Source organism: Aliivibrio sp. A6 (genome assembly GCF_028765505.1).
In the GTDB taxonomy this organism is placed as follows: domain Bacteria; phylum Pseudomonadota; class Gammaproteobacteria; order Enterobacterales; family Vibrionaceae; genus Aliivibrio; species Aliivibrio finisterrensis_A.
Genome location: NZ_JARACR010000006.1, coordinates 148,558 through 168,599 on the forward strand (window position 1 = coordinate 148,558; position 20,042 = coordinate 168,599).

A 20,042-nucleotide genomic window follows, 5' to 3' on the forward strand; every position below is an offset into this window, starting at 1 on the left:
ATTCCTTGGTATCCCGTTAATGTTTTAGAGCTAATTTAACGTATCTTTTTTGCCAACATCCCATGCCATCAGGCAAGGTTTCCCTTAATGTCATGTACTGTGGTTTAATATCAACCACTTGACCATTATTGCTTCCCATGTATTGCCCTTTATGAACTTTCACTACGCTTCCCTTTGGCGTTTGTATTAATGCAGTAATATTATCGTTTGAGCCCATCACGCCTTTTAATCGTAATTTTCTCAACGCATATCGTTCAAGTGACCCATTTTTTTTCCTATATTTTGGTTGCCAACATGATTTTTTCTTTATTGGCTGTGTTGCAATTTCAGGTTGTTTTGGCAAGACAAATGGCGATCGCCCAGTGAGTTGAGCATAAGGAGTCACCGCAAATAATGCCACCTCCTCAAGCTGCTTAACCTCTGCATCCCCTTGTTTTTTAGCCTCTACATAAAAGACATCAAGTGGGTCGGTATTGGCTTTACATCCCACCAATAGAAAGACCATCACTGCTATAAAGCATCGATTTCTCATTCCTTCCCCTTAAATTGATAGGTATAAGCCATTACGCGAAAATGCAATGTACTGCTCTCTGTACTGACTCGTTGCATATCAATATTTTCCAAACTCACGATCCTTGGAAGATCGGCCATTGCTTCAGAAAATGAACCTATATCGTGATACTGACCGGTTAACTCAATATTCAGTGGCAACTTATAAAGGAAAGCTTTATTTTGTCTCTCACCCCAATCAATTCGTGTAAATGTTAATTTATTTTGAATCCCAACTTGGTTAATACCTGAAAGCATGCTCGCTAGCTCTTTTTGAGCAGGAAGTTGTTGTGCTAAAAACTCATAACGCAAGTTCAATTCATTCAGTTGGTTTTCCATTTTTGGCATTGCTGCCACTTGGTTATATTTATATTTCACCGTGCTTTTTAGGCTAAGCTCTTTTTGCTTTAGCTGTTCAATATCTTGAATCATTGGTTTTATCCAAAACCAATAGCCCATTCCTTGAACTACAAAACATAAAATAACAATAACTAATAACTGAGGAAGCAATGGCCACTCAGTAATTTCATCTAACTCAAGATCTCTCCAATCACTCATGCGAGTCACCCTTAGCCATTGGAAGTAATTTAAATGAGAGTTCAAAGCTACTTACATCATGACCAAATATCTGTTTACCAGAGACAATTGAATGCATTTCTACTGACTCAATTTCGAGCGAACGTTCTAATTTATCCAATATGGTGGCTAAACGGGCATTACTATCGCTAAAGCCTTTTATTTCAATCGATCTTTCGTGCATTCGCACCTTATTCAAATAAATTCCTTCCGTAATAATCCCTGGAAGAAGATTTAATAATTGCGTCGTTTTGTTTCTATTTTGCTGTAACTCTTCAACAACCGCCAATCGAGTTAGTATTGCTTCGTGTTGTTTTCCAATCTCATTCAGCTCTTTTAATTCGCTATTTAACCAATTGATATGAGTATCTAATGATTGATTACGGCTTACTTGAGTTGAATGCTGTAAGCTTAAGTATTGAGCCCATCCCCATTGAAAAGATACTGATAAAAGTACCCCAAAAGATAAGATCAATAAAAAACGGCGCTTGTACTTCTCTCTTTCTTTCTCACGCCAAGCTAATAAGTTTATTTGGTAAGCCACTCAACACCTCTTAATGCAAGCCCCGCAGCTAATGCATATTGATTTTCTAATGTATTAAGTTGAGCCTCTCGCCTTTTCGTACCATGAAATAAAGACATAATATTGAGCTGCTCTGTCGGCAGAGATAACTCATAACTCAATAAATCTGATAATTCAGGGAGCATTGAACCTCCTCCTGTTAACCAAACCCCATCTACTTTATGATTATGAATAGAGGAATATAACGTGAGTTGGCGGTGAATATGCTCAGCCAATAACGCAATAAATTGAGTGTACTTTTCTTCATTTAAGGGGGTTAACGGGGATAATTCAATATCACTCTTTTGATGTGAAGCCCCAAACAAAACCTGTTTACTATAAGCGTGCTGATTAGGCGAAGTAATACAGAAGGTGGTTTGGCAATGGCCAATATCAATCAACATCCAATTTTTTTTACTCGGAGATTGAGTTATACTTTGTCGCCACAGCGTTAATAATGCATGGGAATGAACCTCAGCAAGCACAGGTAAAAAACCCGTTCTCTTTAAACAGCCTTCACGACTCTCAACCAAATCTTTTTTTGCTGCAAAAACTTGATACATTGATATTTGCTCGCTATTAACCCCTTTCTGCTCCATTGCAACAAAATCAATGTTCAATTCCTCGGCCAAAAAAGGCGTTTGCTGCTCAAATGTATGTATCACTGTGAATTCAGTTTCTTTTTCATCAAGCTGACTATCTACTTGGATAACCTTACTCATAATGCTGTTATCAGGAATTGAAAAAGCGACCTTTTTTTGGTTTCGTTTTATTCCCTTTTTTAAATGGCCTAGATAAGGGATTACCTCTTCGATATGTAAAGTATTAACATCTAAAAAAGCAGATTCAGGCAGTAATACCTCATGGCTATCAATTAGTTCTAATTGACCTTTTTTTAACCTCGCTGACACAGCTTTAATGCTATGATGCCCGATATCCAAGCCTGTGATCGTGGGATAAATCATCCTGATTTAACTCCAAGTAATAAATAAATATCTCAAAATTAAGCGTTAATTTACGTTATTTTTTGTTGTGTTATATTTATACTACTCAGTTATGGGTTAGAAACGACAATACAGATTAAAGTAAACGGGAATTATCAGGTGAAGTTCATAAAGGCACTGCTTATAGCGACATTGGTTTGCATTATTCTTGGAGTCACAACAATTTTTGGTTTTTACCAATATGTGAAACCAGAATTACCAGACGTGGCAACATTGAAAGATGTACAACTACAAACACCAATGCAGGTATATAGCCGCGATGGTAAATTAATTGCTCAATTTGGCGAGAAGCGTCGTATTCCTCTAACATTAGAAGAGATGCCTCCTCATTTGCTTGAAGCAATTATCGCGACTGAAGACAGTCGTTTTTATAGCCATTATGGGTTTGACCCTATCGGTATTACTCGTGCTGCTTTTGCTGTTCTGGCTTCAGGCTCGGCAAAACAAGGGGCGAGTACCATTACTCAGCAGCTAGCTCGAAACTTCTTTTTATCTAATGAAAAGAAAATAATGCGAAAGATTAAAGAAATCTTTATTGCTGTCCATATTGAACAACTGCTCACCAAACAAGAAATTCTTGAGCTGTATTTAAACAAAATCTATTTAGGCTACCGTTCTTATGGCGTCGGCGCCGCAGCGCACGTGTACTTTGGTAAAGAAGTAAGCCAACTGACATTAGGTGAAGTTGCGATCATCGCAGGTTTACCAAAAGCCCCATCAACAATGAACCCTATTTACTCAGTTGATCGCGCAACTACGCGTCGAAACGTTGTTCTTTCTCGTATGCTTGATGAAGGTTATATAACTAAGCAAGAATTTGATGACGCAAGAGCAGAAATTGTTATTTCTAAATATCACGGTGCCGAAATAGAGCTTCAAGCGCCTTATATTGCAGAAATTGCCCGTGCATGGATGGTAAATAAATACGGTGAAGAAGCGGCTTATACTTCTGGCATGAATATCTACACGACTGTCGATTCAAAAATGCAAGCGGCAGCAAACAAAGCATCAATTGATAATCTGCTGGCTTATGACGAACGTCATGGCTTCCGTGGTGCAGTTAAAACAGTGTGGGAACCAAAAGCCACACCGCTGGATGAAAAATCAATAGCTAAACACCTTAGAAGTGAACCTTCTTATGGTGAGCTAATGCCTGCTGTTGTTTTATCTGTTAAAGGAAAAACAGCAACGGTTGATATTAAAAACAACGGTATCGCTACCATTCCATGGGATGGCTTAAAGTGGGCTCGTCGCTTTAAAACAGACAAACGTCAAGGTCCTGCACCTCATCGTGCGGCAGATATTTTAGCGGCAGGAGAGCAAGTGTATGTTCGTCCATTAAGCCAAGAAACTACCGATGACGTAACAACGACGGTTTGGAAACTAAGCCAAGTGCCTGCTGCCAACACCGCTTTTGTTGCCATGGATCCAACAGATGGCGCAATAACGTCATTAGTGGGTGGTTTCAACTTTGTTCATAATAAGTTTAACCGTGCAACGCAATCTGTGCGTCAGGTAGGTTCTAGTATTAAGCCATTCATTTACTCTGCTGCACTTTACCATGGTAAAACACTAGCAAGCTTGGTAAATGATGCTCCAATCAATACTTGGGATCAAAGCCAAGGTACGGCATGGCGACCAAAAAATTCGCCACCTACTTATGTTGGTCCTGCACGCTTACGTATTGGTTTAGCTCAATCTAAAAACGTAATGGCGGTTCGTGTATTACGTGAAGTTGGCTTAGATGAAACCATTGATTATCTCACTCGCTTTGGCTTTAAAAAAGAAGAGATCCCTCGCTCTGAAACCATCGCTCTGGGTGCTGGTAGCTTAACACCAGTTCAAATGGCACAAGGTTTTGCTGTATTTGCCAATAATGGCTATTACGTAGAACCTTATTATATTGACCATATCATGGGACCTTTTGGTGATGAGGTGTATAAAGCGACACCAAAAACCATTTGCCAAACAAATTGTTCGAATCAAAATGATGAAGACTCGCCTTATGCGAAGAAAGTGATTTCTGCACAAAATGCATTCTTAACTAAGGAAATGATGTACAGCAATATTTGGGGCGGTGGTAGCTGGCATAAAGGTACAGGCTGGAACGGCACTGGCTGGCGAGCACAAGTATTAAAACGTCGTGATATTGGTGGTAAAACAGGGACAACCAATGACTCTGTTGATGCTTGGTATAACGGCTATGGACCAAATGTAGTAGCAACAGCATGGGTTGGTTTTGATAACCCATCACACCGATTAGGTTACACCACAAAAAATGACAACATGACCAAAGAAGAAATGTCCTTTGGTGGTGAAGCGGGTGGCAAAACAGCTATCTATGCGTGGATAAACTTTATGAAAGTGGCGCTTGAAGGTGTACCAGAAGAGCAACAACGCCTTCCAGCAAACATCATTAAAGTCAAAATAGACCGTGAAACAGGCCTATTGACCAATAAAAATGATGAAACTAGCATGTGGGAATACTTTGCTGGCGGCACTGAGCCGAAAGAGTACGTGAAACAAGATTTCCAAGACACAATCTACTCATCCAATGATACGGATGGCGACGGAATGGAAGACGAAAGTCTCTTCTAATCTAGCTATCAGTAAGCAATAAAAAAGGACGCTAATTTAGCGTCCTTTTTATTTCTTATAGATTAATACCAATATAATTAATTAGATGACCTATTTATTGGAATTGGTATTAGCAAATAACCTCTGCCATTTTCTTTTCGATCTCTTTAGCTAAATCTTCATAACGAGATCGCAGTGGTGAACCTGGGCGATAAGCCAATACGATTTGTCGATGCGGTACAGGATCTTTCGCTGGTAAATAGCACACTCCATCACGTACTTTTTCTTTAGGTACTGAAAGGTACGGCATTAATGTAATTCCACTGCCCGCGGCAACCATATTGCGCAATGTTTCTAAACTGGTTGCTTTGAAATGGTCATCATCCTTAGCTCCAGCAGCAAAACAAAACCCTAATGCTTGATCTCGTAAACAATGCCCATCCCCTAACATTAAAACTGACTCGCCACTTAATCGAGACATATCTATTGTCCCTTCATCCGCCCATTTATGATCTGTTGGCACCGCAAGCACCATTGGCTCGTCATAAACTGGTATTTCAATAAATGCGCTTGTCTCATCAACAGAAGCCAATATCATGCAGTCAATCTTGCCCTCTTCTAACATTTTAACTAATTGATGCGTTTGAGCCTCATGCAGGTACAGATTTAAGTCTGGAAATCTTTCTTTTAATGTTGGTACGATCCAAGGCAGTACATAAGGGCCAACCGTAGGAATAAAGCCAAGATGCAATGGCCCAGACATATCTTTACCTTGTTGGTTAGCTAATTCAGAAAACAGCTTAACTTCTGTTAAGATCCGCTTAGCCTGCTCTACTAATTGTAAGCCTGCATCGGTAAATAACACCTTACGACTGGTTCTTTCTAATAAGGTTAATCCAACCTCTTCTTCTAGCTTCTTTATCTGTCCACTTAACGTAGGCTGACTAACAAAGCAAGACTCAGCCGCCTTACGAAAGTGTTTATGCTCAGCAAGTGCGACCAAGTACTCAAAATCACGGATATTCATGTATTACACTCCTGATAGCTTTGATTCATAATATGACATTACTATTCGATAGATTTTAACGATTGAAACGATAACACCAAACGATTAGAACTATCAAGTAAGGTTTTGCATAATAACTACATCAACCGGGAAGACCCCGAATAAGAAATTAAAATTAATTAAAATTTAAAGGACATCATTATGTTTACATCTAAAGAAGGTCAATCAGTTCCTCAAGTTACTTTTCCTACACGTAAAGGCGACGCTTGGGTTAACGTAACAACAGAAGAACTATTTAAAGACAAAACCGTTATCGTATTTAGCCTTCCAGGTGCATTTACTCCAACGTGTTCTTCAAGCCACCTACCTCGTTACAACGAGCTACACTCTGTATTTAAAGAGAATGGTGTAGATGACATCTTATGTGTTTCTGTAAACGATACGTTTGTAATGAACGCATGGAAAGCAGACCAAGAAGCTGAAAACATCACCTTCATTCCAGATGGTAACGGCGAATTCACAGATGGCATGGGTATGCTAGTTGAGAAAAATGACCTTGGTTTTGGTAAGCGTTCATGGCGTTACAGCATGCTAGTGAAAAACGGCGTGGTAGAAAAAATGTTCATCGAAGAAGACGTAGCAGGCGACCCGTTCAACGTTTCTGATGCAGATACAATGCTGAACTACCTAGCTCCTGAACACAAAGAGCAAGAGTCAATCACAGTATTCACTAAACCAGGCTGCCCTTTCTGTATGAAAGCGAAACAGAACCTAATCGATAAAGGTCTGAACTATGAAGAAGTGGTACTAGGCAAAGACGCGACAACAGTTAGTCTACGTGCAATCTCTGGTCGCACTACCGTTCCTCAAGTATTCATTGGTGGTAAACACATCGGTGGCAGCGAAGAACTAGAAGCTTTCCTAGGCTAATCGATTAAGACAAAGCCATAACTAGCCCACCACCTTGTGGGCTAGTTAACCACCTCAATAATTAGAAAACTCAGCAAAACCAAATAACTAAACTAACAATTCAGACTGACTTTAAAAAATAATAAAAAGTCGGAGGGGTTAGTGCATCCAAAATAAAGCGATTACGAGAGAATTATTATGAAACAAGTCAATGTAGATGTAGCTGTTATCGGTGGCGGTACAGCAGGTTTAGGCTCTTACCGTGCAGCAAAAGCACATACTGACAGTGTTGTCATGATCGAAGGCGGCCCTTACGGTACCACTTGTGCTCGCGTTGGTTGCATGCCGTCAAAGTTATTAATTGCAGCAGCAGAAAGCGTTCATCAAATTGAAAAAGCCCCGAAATTTGGTATCCACCCTCAAGGTGAAACCATCATTAATGGCCGTGAAGTAATGGAACGTGTTAAGTTTGAACGTGACCGTTTTGTTGGTTTTGTTTTAGAAGGCGTTGATGAAATTCCAGCAGAAGACAAGATCTCTGGCTACGCTAAATTTTTAGATGACAATACATTACAAGTTGACGACCACACTATCGTCACTGCAAAACGCATTGTTATCGCAACAGGCTCTCGCCCTGCTTACCCTGTAGTTTGGAATGAACTGGGTGATCGTTTAATCATCAATGATGATGTATTTAACTGGGATGATTTACCAAAATCAGTCGCGGTATTTGGTCCTGGCGTGATTGGTCTTGAACTTGGTCAATCACTTCACCGCTTAGGTGTTGAAACCAAGCTATTTGGTCTAGGTGGTCAAGTTGGTCCTGTAACAGACCCAGAAGTAATGGCTTATGCAAATAAAGCCTTCAATGAAGAGTTTTATCTTGATGCTGATGTAAAAGTAGAAAGCATGAAGCGTATTACGACTGAGTCAGGTGAAGATCGCGTTGAAATTAAATTCATCAACAAACAAGGTGATCTGGAAACTAATATTGTTGAATATGTATTAGCGGCAACGGGACGTCGTCCAAATACCGACAAACTCGGCTTAGAAAATACATCCATTGAACTAGATGAGCGCGGCGTACCAACGGCAGACCATTACACACTGCAAACGTCACTATCAACCGTATTTATTGCAGGTGATGCAAGTAACCAACTGCCGTTATTGCACGAAGCCGCAGACCAAGCACGTATTGCGGGTGATAATGCAGGCCGCTTCCCTGAGATCCGAGCAGGCCTTCGTCGCTCAAAAATCTCAGCAGTATTCTCTGACCCGCAAATTGCTATGGTTGGCGAAACGTATAAAGAAATTACAACACGCTTAGGTACTTGTGGCTGTTTCGCAACGGGTGAAGTGTCTTTTGAAAACCAAGGTCGCTCACGAGTAATGCTGCGCAATAAAGGTATTCTTCATGTATATGGTGAGCAAGGAACTGGTCGTTTCCTAGGTGCAGAAATGATGGGGCCAAATGCCGAGCATTTAGCGCATTTATTAGCTTGGGCACACCAAAATAAGATGACGGTATCAGAGATGCTAGATATGCCTTTCTACCACCCTGTAATCGAAGAGGGTGTTCGTACTGCACTTCGTGATTTAAATGCCAAATTACATTTAGGTCCTGAAATGATCAAACACTGCATGGATTGTGGCCCTGGCTGTTAATCAAAAAAATAACCTTTAAAAAAATAAAAGACCAATGTTTGCGCATTGGTCTTTTTGCATTTAAAGTTCAGAGCATTGCGTATTAGTCTAAGAATCTATCATCATGTCATGTAAAACTTGTCGTTCAGACATCTTTAAACAAAAGCTAGGTCGTTGCCCCCGTTGCATGAAACAACTTACTTTTCTCTCTATTGGCGGTTGGCTCACATGGCTAGAATTCTTCCAGGCAACGCCTTACCAAATCGAAGCGATTGCCACTTTTATGATAAGCAGTGCTTTTACTGGCTTGCTGGCTTTGCATTTACTGCTAATGGGATATTATCGTTTAGCATCAAAAAAATAATATATCGCACAAAAAATAAAGCCCCGACATCAATATAGATGTCAGGGCCTCTTAGAATCTTTCTAAGAAAAAGCAGTATTAATAAGACTAGTATCAAATGAAAAAGTTCACCACTTTTTCTTTTTTATTTTGACTAAATAGCTAAGCGTATCGCATAACTATTGTAATACTCATTAAGCAACACAGGTTTTTATGATCACTTGCTCTTGCAGATTAACCTCAAGTGCAACTTCATCACATGCGTGTTGACGAGGGCATTGGTCACAATCTTTTAAAACCTTCTCAGGCAGCAGTGAGCGAGAGGTTGGAATAAAGTCTTGCTTCATAAAGAACTCAGGAACACGAGTCAGTACAAATACTTTTTTAATCGCCATTTCACGAGCTTTCTCAACTAAGTGTTGAACAATCGCTTTACCTTGACCTTGGCTTTGCCAACCCGCTTCAACACCTAACGAACGAATCTCCGCTAAACCAGAATCGTATACATATAAAGACGCACAGCCGGTCACTTCTCCGTGATGCTCTGATACAGCAAACGAGCCGATGTCACGTACCAATTCATTACGATTACGAGGTAAGTTCTCACCAAGGCCAGCCCAATACGCAACCATTCCTTCTAATGCATCTAAATCAGTTAAACGAGCAGGACGTACTTTCACTCCCGTTGAATCACGCTCTTCTAAACGTTTACCTGCTTGCTCTACAGCATAAGCGACCTGCTCTGGTGCAACACCACCAAGGGCACAACGTTTAGCAAGACAAGATTCAATGGTTAAGATCTGATATACATCTTCCTCTATTACATCAGAGAAGGCTTTTAACTCTGCAATAGAAAGTTCTTCTAGTGCGCACCCTTTCTCTATCGCTCCGACTACAGCCACACCAACAATATGGTGCGCTTCACGGAATGGGATGCCTTTGGCTACTAAATAATCCGCTAACTCTGTTGAGTTTGCATAACCCTGTTTTGCCGCTTCAAGGGTACGTTCACCATTAATTTTAATACCTTCAAAACACAGTGCAGCCATTTCAATGCAATCAGACCAGCTGTCTAACGCATCAAATAAGCCTTCTTTATCTTCTTGCATATCCTTGTTATAGGCCAGAGGCAGTGCTTTTACTGTCATCATCATGCCAGCCAATGCTCCGTATACACGGCCACATTTACCACGAATAAGCTCTAGCGCATCTGGGTTTTTCTTTTGTGGCATTAATGATGAACCCGAGGTTACCGTATCTGCCAACTCTATGAAGTTTGATTCACCAGAGTTATAAAAAATCATATCTTCTGCAAGACGAGATAAGTGAACCATTGAGATTGAAGCAATCGACATTAACTCCATCACATGATCACGATCCGACACTGAATCTAGACTGTTACGAGTCGCACGTTGAAAGCCAAGGTTACGAGCCAGTTTCTCACGATCCATTGGATAAGCCGTACCCGCTAAGGCACCAGAGCCTAATGGACAAGTATCTAAACGGTTAACCGCATCTTCAAGACGAGAGTAATCACGTTCAATCATCTCAACATAAGCTAAACACCAATGAGCAAATGTTACAGGTTGCGCACGTTGTAAGTGCGTATAACCAGGCAATACCGTTGCTTGATGTTCGCTTGCGACAGTAACGAGTTGATTGAGAAGTAAATCAAGAGTACGAAGCAGTTGATGGCCTTGTTGGCGACACCATAATTTTAGATCCGTCGCCACCTGATCATTACGCGAACGGCCTGTGTGTAATTTTTTACCTAAATCACCCACTTTACCAATCAGCTGAGTTTCAACCCAGCTATGAATATCTTCCGCATCAGATAATAAAATCTGCTCTGGATCTTCCATTACTTCAAGCTTAAGTTCATTTAAAGCTAATTCAAGTTTTTGCTGTTCAAGTTCATTAATCACATTGACAGAAAGTAATGCTTTAGACCATGCAATAGAGCCGACAATGTCTTGTTCTGCAAGGCGATAATCGATACGAAGTGAATCGTTAAATTGTTTAAATCTTGTGTCTGCTGCTTGACTAAAACGTCCGCCCCATAATGCCATGGTGTCTCTCCTAAATGCACAGTGCTCACTGCTTTTTGCAAATATTAATTCTGATTCAATTCAGTATTTTTCTTGATAGTTCAAACTTACGGTAATTCTTGGTAAAAATAAAGGTTTAATTCACTTTATTTACATATTTATTCACCAACGCACACGTTACCCTAAGTACTAATGTTTAGATAAAAAAAATCGAAGCGCATTTAGTTATTAAATGCACTTCGATTAGTGTAAATCAATTTGTTTAAGTATTGTTACTGAACGTGAAAATTATTTGCTATTCAATGCACGAATACGGCTTGATAGTGAGTAAAGACGAATAAAGCCTTCAGCATGACTTTGGTCATACACTTCATCAGCGCCAAACGTTGCAAACTCTTCTGAGTATAAGCTGTTATCTGAACGCTTTTGAGTGACTGTTGCTTGACCTTTGTAAAGCTTAATCACAACGTCACCATTTACGTCTTGCGCCAACTCTTCTGTTGCAGCTAGGATAGACTTACACAACGGCGTAAACCAACGACCATCATATACAAGATGAGAAGCTTTAATTCCCAACTCTTCACGAAACTCAAATGAAGCTTTATCTAAAACCAGTTGCTCTACAGCACGCAATGCTTCATTGATGATGGTTCCACCTGGAGTTTCGTAACAACCACGAGACTTCATACCTACCAAACGGTTTTCAACGATATCAATACGACCAACACCGTGCTTAATGCCTTTCTCATTTAGATAAACAACGACTTCATAAGGCGTCATTGTTTTACCATCAACCGCAACAACGGCGCCTTTTTCTACTTTTAAAGAAACCATCTCTGATTCATTTGGTGCTTGCTCTGGATCAACCGTCCACGCCCAACAATCGTCATTTGGTGCATTCCATGTATCTTCAAGAACACCGCCTTCTGTTGAGATGTGCCATGCATTTGCATCGCGAGAATAAATTTTAGTTAATGATGCTGAGCAAGGGATATTACGCTCAGCAAGGTAATCTAAACACTCTTCACGGCTAACCAGATCCCACTCACGCCATGGTGCAATCACATGCAGATCAGGGGCAAGTGCAGCAAAAGCGCCTTCAAAACGAATTTGGTCATTACCTTTACCTGTACAGCCATGGCACAATGCATCGGCTCCTACATTACGTGCAACTTCAACTTGTGCTTTAGCAATAATAGGACGTGCCATTGATGTGCCAAGTAGATATTTCCCTTCATACAAAGCGCCTGTTTTAAGCGTTGGGTAAATGTATTCAGCAACCATTTCTTCTTTTAGATCAGCGATATAACATTCAGTAGCACCTGATGCGATGGCTTTTGCTTCAATGCCTTCTAGCTCTTCAGCACCTTGACCAACATCAGCGACAAATGCGATAACTTCACAGTGGTAGTTTTCTTTTAACCACGGGATGATCACAGAGGTATCTAGGCCACCTGAGTATGCAACAACAACCTTGTTTACTTTTATTTTCTTGCTCATTCTATTCTCCTTGCTCCGCATACTCGCGGCGACTGTATTCTAAAAACTAAAAATTGAAACTCATTGCCTACTTAGGCTGAAACTGTGTGCCGATACTGTTACCAATAAACAACTCAGCTAATTTTTCTGGCGAGCGCCATGATGCCACCTCTATCGCTCGACCTAACTCTTGTGCCGCTTCTAATGCCGCTTTTACCTTGACGATCATGCCATCCGTAATCACTTTTTGCTGAATCAATGCTTCTGCTTGCTCTGAATCTAAACTGGTGATCAATTGCTTCTTGCTATCCAATACACCAGCGACATCTGACAATAAAACGAGATCAGCATCTAATGCCGTTGCCACAGCTACTGCTGCTTGGTCTGCATTAACGTTCATTAATTCGCCTTGTTCGGTAATGCCAATAGAGCTAATTATTGGGGTAACTTTTGTCGCTAAAATGGCATTTAACACACTTGCATCACCTGCTGTTGCTAAGCCAACATTACCTAGCTCAGGATTCAGTTGAGTAATATGACATAAACCGCCATCAGCCAAACTCAAACCAATTGCCTTCACTCCACTTTTCATTGCTTGGCCTTGTAGCATTTTATTTGCCGTTCCAGCCAGAGCACCTGCGATATAGCCAATTTGGTCTTTTGGTGTCACACGCAAACCTTCTTTTTTAATGGTTTCAAGCTGAAGTTTATCCATCAACTCATCCACTAAATAACCACCACCATGGACAACGACTAAAGCTCTGTTTGCTTGCTGTTGATAATTTGAAACGGTTTTAAATAATTGTGTTAACGTTTCGGTTGATGATAATACTGCGCCACCTAACTTAATCACTAAAGGACGTTGCTTCATACTAAATACCATACTTTATATTAAAGACGTTAACATTGGAAAGCCAAAACGAATATTAATGCATTGCATTGCTTGGCTTGATGCCCCTTTTAATAAATTGTCAATCGCCGAGACCACAATTAGGTGTTCGCCTTGCACTTTCCAACCGATATCACAGAAAGGGGTTTTCTCTACCGATTGAATTTTTGGCATTTCATTACCCAATAAACGTACCGCTGCGGCTTGGCCATAACTCTTATCAAAAGCGTGTTGAATTTCTTTTTCAGTAACGCCTTTTGTTAATTTAGTGGTTATCGTCGCTAAAATTCCACGCTTAAAATTACCAAGATGAGGCGTAAAGATAACATCACAGCCTAAATGCGCTGCAATTTCAGGTTGGTGACGATGAGTAAATACGCCATAGGGTTGTAGGCTCACTTCACAAAAACTGCTGGCTAAATTCGCTTTACGCCCTGCACCAGTAACACCACTCGTCGCGTTAATTACCGGCCATTGATTCTTATCTAATAAATCAAATTCAACTAATGGTTTTAATGCTAATTGTGATGCAGTTGGATAACATCCTGGTACAGCAACCAATTGAGCTTGAGTGATCGCTTCTGCATTCCACTCTGCTAATCCATAAACCGCTTTATCTAGCCATGCTTCATGCTTATGTTTAAAGCCATAGTACTCAGAATAGAAACCTTCTTGTTGAACGCGAAACGCACCTGACAAATCAAAAACAACACAATCATTCTCTAAAAATATCGCGGCTAAATCGTGGCTCACCTCATGTGCTGTTGCTAACAACACCACATCAGACTCTTTAGCAACTTGAGTAACATCCGATAATGGCTGCAACACATCATCAACGATACCTTTTAATGAACCATACAATTCACTAATCGCTTTGCCTTTATCTAAGCTGTTTTCTGATACATACAAACCAGCTAAAGAAAGGTGTGGGTGCTTAAATATCATCAGTGCTAATTCTGCACCTGTATATCCGCTTGCTCCGATGATGGTTGTTTTCAACATAATACGTCCGTTTATCTCTTCATCTATTGAAGGAAAATGCCATTCAAGGTAACTTTAACGTTACACATATTTGATACTGACTTTCCTTTTTATAATTTAGTTTATTCATAAAAATTAAACTAAACTGTATTTCTATTCACTTTATGTGATTTAATATGTGTTTTACAGGGTTCTATCTTTTGTGTCAACAGTGGATGTATGAATAAATGAAATTTCCAGAATTTAAAGACTATTATCAGCAACTCATTTCTACCTCATCGATCAGCTCAACCGATTCAAGTTGGGACGAAGGCAATGCCGAAGTGATCCACAAATTAGCGCAATGGTGTGAAGACTTGGGCTGTGAAGTTGAGATTGAAGAGATCGAAAAAGGCAAACTAAACTTATTGGCTAAACTTGGCTCAGGAGAAGGTGGTCTATTGTTAGCTGGCCACACAGATACCGTGCCTTATGACCAAGGTCGTTGGAACTATGAACCTCATGCATTAACCGAAGCTAACGATCGATTTTATGGTCTTGGTACCGCTGATATGAAGGGATTTTTTGCTTTCATCTTAGAGGCAATTAAAAATATCAATTGGAAAGACCAATCAAAACCACTTTATATCCTGGCAACCTGTGATGAAGAAACCACCATGCTTGGTGCTCGCCACTTTGCATCAAATACCCAAATACAACCGGATTATTGCATTATCGGTGAGCCTACGAGCCTAAAACCGATACGAGGCCATAAAGGTCACGTTGCGAATGCGATTCGAGTAACAGGTAAGTCAGGGCATTCTTCTGATCCTGCTCATGGAGTAAACGCCTTAGAGATCATGAATGAGATCATGTTTGCATTAATGGGTTTAAAAAATAAACTGGTGAAGGAATATCATAACCCTGGTTTTTCTATCCCATACCCAACACTCAATCTTGGTCATATCCATGGCGGAGACAGCCCTAACCGAATTTGCGGTTGTTGTGAGTTGCATTATGATGTCCGTCCATTGCCGGGGATCAGCCTTGATGGACTCGACAATATGCTGCGTGATGCGCTAAAAGAAGTTGAAGCTAAATGGCCGGGGCGGATCGATATCACGCCTCTTCATGAGCCTATTCCTGGTTATGAATGCAGCCCAGACAGCCCAATTGTTACAAGTACCGCAGAACTTTGCGGCCAAGAGGTGGAAACCGTGAACTATTGTACCGAGGCTCCTTTCTTACAAGATCTGTGTCCAACGTTAGTTTTAGGTCCTGGGTCAATTGAACAAGCACACCAACCTGATGAATTCTTAGCATTTTCTTTTATTGACCCAACGATCAATGTATTAAGTAAATTGATGTATAAACACTGTTTCTAAGCTGAAATAAATTTACAAAAACCGTCAATATCAAAATGAATATTCGATGATCTACGGCAATAATTTGTTTAAAAAGTCATCGTTTATTCTTCAATATTTGACGAAGCGCCGTAAATTCGGATAGATTGGAGTCAGGAAAAAATTTGGATGTAACAAAATTACACGTATAGGAAGTATGTATGAATGAAAAGTATTCTGCTTTAAAAAGTAATGTCAGCATGTTGGGTCATTTGCTTGGTAATACGATTCGAGACGCACATGGTGAAGAGTTATTAGCAAAAGTTGAAACCATTCGTAAGCTGTCTAAAACAGCACGCGCAGGAAGCGATGAAGACCGTAATGCACTGATTGAAGAAATCAAAAGCCTCCCAGATGATCAATTAACGCCAGTAGCTCGTGCATTCAGTCAATTCCTTAATCTTACCAATATGGCAGAGCAGTACCATACGATTTCACGCCATTGTGAATCACATGTATGCGAACCTGATGCGATTAGCACCCTTTTCTCTAAATTAAATCAAAGTGATGTTAGTAAATTAGATACTGCACAAGCGGTTCGTGAACTGAATATTGAACTGGTATTAACAGCACACCCAACAGAAATTGCCCGTCGTACCATGATCAATAAGTTGGTGAAAATCAACGAATGTTTATCAAAGCTTGAGCTTGGTGATATCTCTTTCTCTGAGCGTGACAAAACAGAACGTCGCCTTGAACAACTGATTGCACAAGCGTGGCACTCTGATGTTATTCGTCAAGAACGTCCTACACCATTAGATGAAGCTAAATGGGGTTTTGCCGTTGTTGAAAACTCTTTATGGCAAGGTATTCCTGATTTCTTACGTGAATTCGACCAGCGTTTAGAAGGCCATTTAGGCGAAGGGCTTCCTATTGATGCTCGTCCTGTCCATATGTCTTCTTGGATGGGAGGGGACCGTGATGGTAACCCATTTGTAACGCACAAAATTACGCGAGAAGTCATGCTTCTTTCTCGCTGGAAAGCGGCTGATCTTTACCTAAAAGACATTAACGAATTAGTCAGCGAACTTTCAATGGTAAAATGCTCTGATGAGGTGCGTGAACTGGCTGGCGATGAGCACGAACCTTACCGTGCGATCCTAAAACAACTGCGTGTACTTTTAAGCAATACGTTAGAAAACTTAGACGCACAAATGAAGGGTGAGCTTGCACCAAATAAAGCCATCTTGACTGATGCAGATCAGCTATGGAACCCGCTATACGCGTGTTACCAATCTTTACATGCTTGTGGTATGGGGATCATTGCAGATGGCTCTCTACTGGATACATTGCGTCGTGTGAAAGCGTTTGGTGCCCACCTTGTTCGCCTTGATATTCGCCAAGAAAGTACACGTCACTCAGATGTTTTATCAGAACTTACTCGCTATTTAGGCATCGGTGATTACGACCAGTGGAGCGAACAAGATAAGATTTCTTTCCTTGTTAATGAACTTAGCTCTAAGCGTCCTCTTCTTCCTCGTAATTGGGAGCCATCTCCTGACGTTCAAGAAGTAATTGATACCTGTAAAGTCGTGGCTGAGCAATCAAAAGAAGCATTAGGCTCTTATGTTATTTCAATGGCTCGTACTGCATCGGATGTATTAGCGGTTCACTTATTACTTCAAGAAGCAGGTTGTCCATTCCGTATGGATGTGTGTCCGCTGTTTGAAACTCTGGACGATTTAAACCGCTCTAAAGAAGTAATGGAACAACTGTTCTCTATTGACTGGTATCGTGGATTTATCCAAAACCATCAAATGGTGATGATCGGTTACTCTGATTCTGCAAAAGATGCTGGTGTAATGTCAGCGGGTTGGGCGCAATACAGTGCGATGGAAGCACTCGTTGAAGTGTGTGAGAAAGAGAGCATTGAGCTTACTTTATTCCATGGCCGTGGCGGTACTATTGGTCGTGGCGGCGCTCCAGCGCATGCTGCTCTTCTGTCTCAACCACCAAAAAGCTTAAAAGGCGGTTTACGCGTAACTGAACAAGGTGAAATGATCCGCTTTAAATTGGGTCTACCTGAAGTAGCAGTAAACAGCTTTAACCTATACGCAAGTGCGATCCTTGAAGCTAATCTTCTGCCACCACCAGAGCCAAAACAAGATTGGCGTGATCTGATGGAAGTGCTGTCTGAAGTGTCATGTGAAGCCTACCGTAATGTAGTTCGTGGCGAAAAAGACTTTGTACCTTACTTCCGAGCGGCAACGCCAGAGCTAGAATTGGGTAAACTTCCACTAGGATCTCGCCCTGCTAAGCGTAACCCAAATGGTGGTGTTGAAAGCTTACGAGCAATCCCATGGATCTTCTCATGGAGTCAAAACCGTTTGGTTCTTCCTGCGTGGCTAGGTGCTGGTGAAGCAATTCAATATTCAATTGATAAGGGTCACCAAGAACTATTAGAAGAGATGTGTCGTGAATGGCCATTCTTCTCTACACGTCTTGGTATGCTTGAAATGGTTTACACCAAATGTAATCCACAGATGTCTGAATACTATGACCAACGTTTAACTGATAAGTCTCTATGGCCTCTAGGTGAGCGTCTACGCAATCAATTACAAGCCGATATTAAAGCAGTATTGAACGTAGAGAACAGCGATCACTTAATGGAACGTGACCCATGGGGTTCTGAGTCTATTCGTCTACGTAATATTTATGTCGATCCACTAAATATGCTACAAGCTGAGCTTCTGTTCCGTACTCGTCAAAAAGAAGAGACGTCACCAGAGCTTGAAGAAGCACTAATGGTTACTATTGCTGGTATTGCTGCAGGTATGCGTAATACTGGCTAATCATTAGGGTTTAAACCTCCTTCCTATATTCAAAGGTCACTTCGGTGGCCTTTTCTTTTATCTTTTATCTTTTATCTTTTATCTTTTATCTTTTATCTTTTATCTTTTATCTTTTATCTTTTAGATAGATACAGACACAAAAAAACCGCTATAGTAGCGGCTCTTTATAATGAGTTCGAAAGATAATCTAACTTAACCTTTGGGACGTACACCTAGTGTATGGCACAGTGCGTAAGTATGCTCTGCACGGTTTAGAGTGTAGAAGTGAAAGTCTTTCACTCCTTCACGGCTTAGAACTCGTGTCATATCGATAGCGTGACTTGCTCCTACCATTTGACGAGTCACAGGATCATCATCCAAGCCTTCAAACTGCTGTGCCATCCAGCCTGGGATCTTCACATTATTCATCTTGGCGAAACGAGAAGCTTGTTTAAAATTCGATACAGGTAAAATACCAGGGATGATCTCAACATCAATGCCAGCTGACACACAACGGTCACGAAAACGCAGATAACTTTCTACATCAAAGAAGAATTGAGTAATCGCACGGTTCGCCCCCGCATCCACTTTACGTTTTAGATTCAATAAATCGGCCTGCGCACTTTTTGCTTCAGGGTGAACCTCAGGAAAAGCAGCCACTGAAATATCAAAGTCATGTTGAGACTTCAGTAATTCAACAAGATCAGAAGCGTACATTTCTGGAGTGCCACCACCTGGTGGAATATCACCACGCAATGCCACGATATCTTTAATGCCATTTGCCCAATAGTCATTAGCAATATCAACAAGCTCTGAGCGACTTGCATCAATGCAAGTTAAATGCGGGGCAGCAATAAGACCCGTTTGCTCTTTAATTTCTTTAATAATGGAGTGAGTACGATCACGCTCGCCTGAGTTTGCGCCATAAGTTACCGACACAAATTTCGGTTGTAAGGTTTTTAATCGGTGAATAGAGTTCCACAACGTTTCTTCCATCTTCTCTGAACTTGGTGGAAAAAACTCAAAAGAGACATTGATATTACCATCAAGCTCAGCAATATTTTGATTCAGTGACTCTAAGTGGCTTGCGTGTGAATAGGCCATATCTTGCTCTCCCTGCTGTAATGCTAAAGATAGTGCATTACAAAAATATATCATCCATGGCGACATCATTTAGACGTCTATATGTCTACAGAATGTATGTTATGGAGTTCAATGTCAAGGGGCTGATTATGAATTTTTCTCAAGTTGTTATTGAGTTATTTTCAAGATAGAAAAGCAGACGAGAATAATGGATTGAAATAAGAATATAACGGAGAGAT

16 protein-coding genes are annotated in these 20,042 nt (G+C 40.7%); 6 read left to right on the forward strand and 10 right to left on the reverse strand.

Annotation, left to right across the window (positions count from 1 at the left end):
• Positions 1-16: 16 nt before the first annotated feature.
• Genes PVK70_RS06015 through pilM form a run of 4 tightly spaced genes read right to left on the reverse strand, consistent with a single transcriptional unit; the run spans position 17 to position 2,652 of the window.
• A complete protein-coding gene (locus PVK70_RS06015) occupies positions 17-532 on the reverse strand; it encodes a pilus assembly protein PilP (protein ID WP_130047186.1) in 516 nt (171 codons plus the stop codon).
• Complete coding sequence (locus tag PVK70_RS06020) at positions 529-1,107, reverse strand: type 4a pilus biogenesis protein PilO (RefSeq protein ID WP_130043889.1); 579 nt, start codon at positions 1,105-1,107, stop codon at positions 529-531. The genes PVK70_RS06015 and PVK70_RS06020 overlap by 4 nt, the downstream gene beginning before the upstream one ends.
• On the reverse strand, positions 1,100-1,669 hold the full coding sequence (locus PVK70_RS06025; RefSeq protein WP_130047187.1) for a PilN domain-containing protein: 570 nt from the start codon (positions 1,667-1,669) through the stop codon (positions 1,100-1,102). Before PVK70_RS06025 ends, PVK70_RS06020 begins: the two co-directional genes overlap by 8 nt.
• Positions 1,654-2,652, reverse strand: a complete 999-nt coding sequence (gene pilM, locus PVK70_RS06030; RefSeq protein ID WP_130047188.1) for a type IV pilus biogenesis protein PilM — start codon at positions 2,650-2,652, stop codon at positions 1,654-1,656. Before pilM ends, PVK70_RS06025 begins: the two co-directional genes overlap by 16 nt.
• A gap of 138 nt (positions 2,653-2,790) precedes the next feature.
• Here pilM and PVK70_RS06035 point away from each other — a divergent pair, with 138 nt between their 5' ends.
• Positions 2,791-5,289, forward strand: a complete 2,499-nt coding sequence (locus PVK70_RS06035) for a penicillin-binding protein 1A (protein ID WP_130047189.1) — start codon at positions 2,791-2,793, stop codon at positions 5,287-5,289.
• 109 nt (positions 5,290-5,398) lie between these two features.
• Here the strand turns inward: PVK70_RS06035 and oxyR are convergent, their stop codons facing one another.
• The gene (oxyR, locus tag PVK70_RS06040; protein ID WP_130043885.1) at positions 5,399-6,295 is read right to left on the reverse strand and encodes a DNA-binding transcriptional regulator OxyR; all 897 of its coding nucleotides are present in this window, start codon (positions 6,293-6,295) and stop codon (positions 5,399-5,401) included.
• 180 nt (positions 6,296-6,475) lie between these two features.
• On the opposite strand from oxyR, the gene PVK70_RS06045 reads away from it, so the two are divergent.
• From PVK70_RS06045 to PVK70_RS06055, 3 genes are all read left to right on the forward strand, one after another.
• Positions 6,476-7,204, forward strand: coding sequence for a glutathione peroxidase (locus PVK70_RS06045; protein ID WP_130043884.1), 729 nt, complete (start codon positions 6,476-6,478; stop codon positions 7,202-7,204).
• Positions 7,205-7,381: 177 nt separating this feature from the next.
• Positions 7,382-8,848: a dihydrolipoyl dehydrogenase gene (locus tag PVK70_RS06050; RefSeq protein ID WP_130047190.1), complete on the forward strand. Its 1,467-nt coding sequence runs from the start codon at positions 7,382-7,384 to the stop codon at positions 8,846-8,848.
• A 103-nt stretch (positions 8,849-8,951) separates the two neighbouring features.
• The gene (locus PVK70_RS06055; RefSeq protein ID WP_130043882.1) at positions 8,952-9,191 is read left to right on the forward strand and encodes a DUF3624 domain-containing protein; all 240 of its coding nucleotides are present in this window, start codon (positions 8,952-8,954) and stop codon (positions 9,189-9,191) included.
• Positions 9,192-9,364: 173 nt separating this feature from the next.
• Here the strand turns inward: PVK70_RS06055 and argH are convergent, their stop codons facing one another.
• The 4 genes from argH to argC all read right to left on the reverse strand — a co-directional run bounded on the left by argH (position 9,365) and on the right by argC (position 14,588).
• Positions 9,365-11,239 carry an argininosuccinate lyase gene (gene argH / locus PVK70_RS06060; protein WP_130043881.1) on the reverse strand — a complete coding sequence of 625 codons (1,875 nt, stop codon included), beginning with the start codon at positions 11,237-11,239 and terminating at the stop codon, positions 9,365-9,367.
• 267 nt (positions 11,240-11,506) lie between these two features.
• Positions 11,507-12,718, reverse strand: coding sequence for an argininosuccinate synthase (locus tag PVK70_RS06065; protein ID WP_130047191.1), 1,212 nt, complete (start codon positions 12,716-12,718; stop codon positions 11,507-11,509).
• A 67-nt stretch (positions 12,719-12,785) separates the two neighbouring features.
• The gene (gene argB, locus PVK70_RS06070) at positions 12,786-13,568 is read right to left on the reverse strand and encodes an acetylglutamate kinase (protein ID WP_130047192.1); all 783 of its coding nucleotides are present in this window, start codon (positions 13,566-13,568) and stop codon (positions 12,786-12,788) included.
• A gap of 15 nt (positions 13,569-13,583) precedes the next feature.
• Positions 13,584-14,588 carry an N-acetyl-gamma-glutamyl-phosphate reductase gene (argC, locus tag PVK70_RS06075; protein ID WP_130047193.1) on the reverse strand — a complete coding sequence of 335 codons (1,005 nt, stop codon included), beginning with the start codon at positions 14,586-14,588 and terminating at the stop codon, positions 13,584-13,586.
• 206 nt (positions 14,589-14,794) lie between these two features.
• Here argC and argE point away from each other — a divergent pair, with 206 nt between their 5' ends.
• Positions 14,795-15,931 (forward strand): acetylornithine deacetylase, encoded by a 1,137-nt coding sequence (gene argE, locus PVK70_RS06080; RefSeq protein ID WP_130047194.1) that lies wholly within the window; start codon positions 14,795-14,797, stop codon positions 15,929-15,931.
• Between the two features lie 179 nt (positions 15,932-16,110).
• Entirely contained in the window at positions 16,111-18,741 is a 2,631-nt protein-coding gene (gene ppc, locus PVK70_RS06085; protein ID WP_130043876.1) for a phosphoenolpyruvate carboxylase, read from the forward strand.
• Positions 18,742-18,933: 192 nt separating this feature from the next.
• Here ppc and metF read toward each other — a convergent pair whose 3' ends face one another.
• Positions 18,934-19,824, reverse strand: a complete 891-nt coding sequence (gene metF, locus PVK70_RS06090; RefSeq protein WP_130047202.1) for a methylenetetrahydrofolate reductase — start codon at positions 19,822-19,824, stop codon at positions 18,934-18,936.
• Positions 19,825-20,042: the final 218 nt, after the last annotated feature.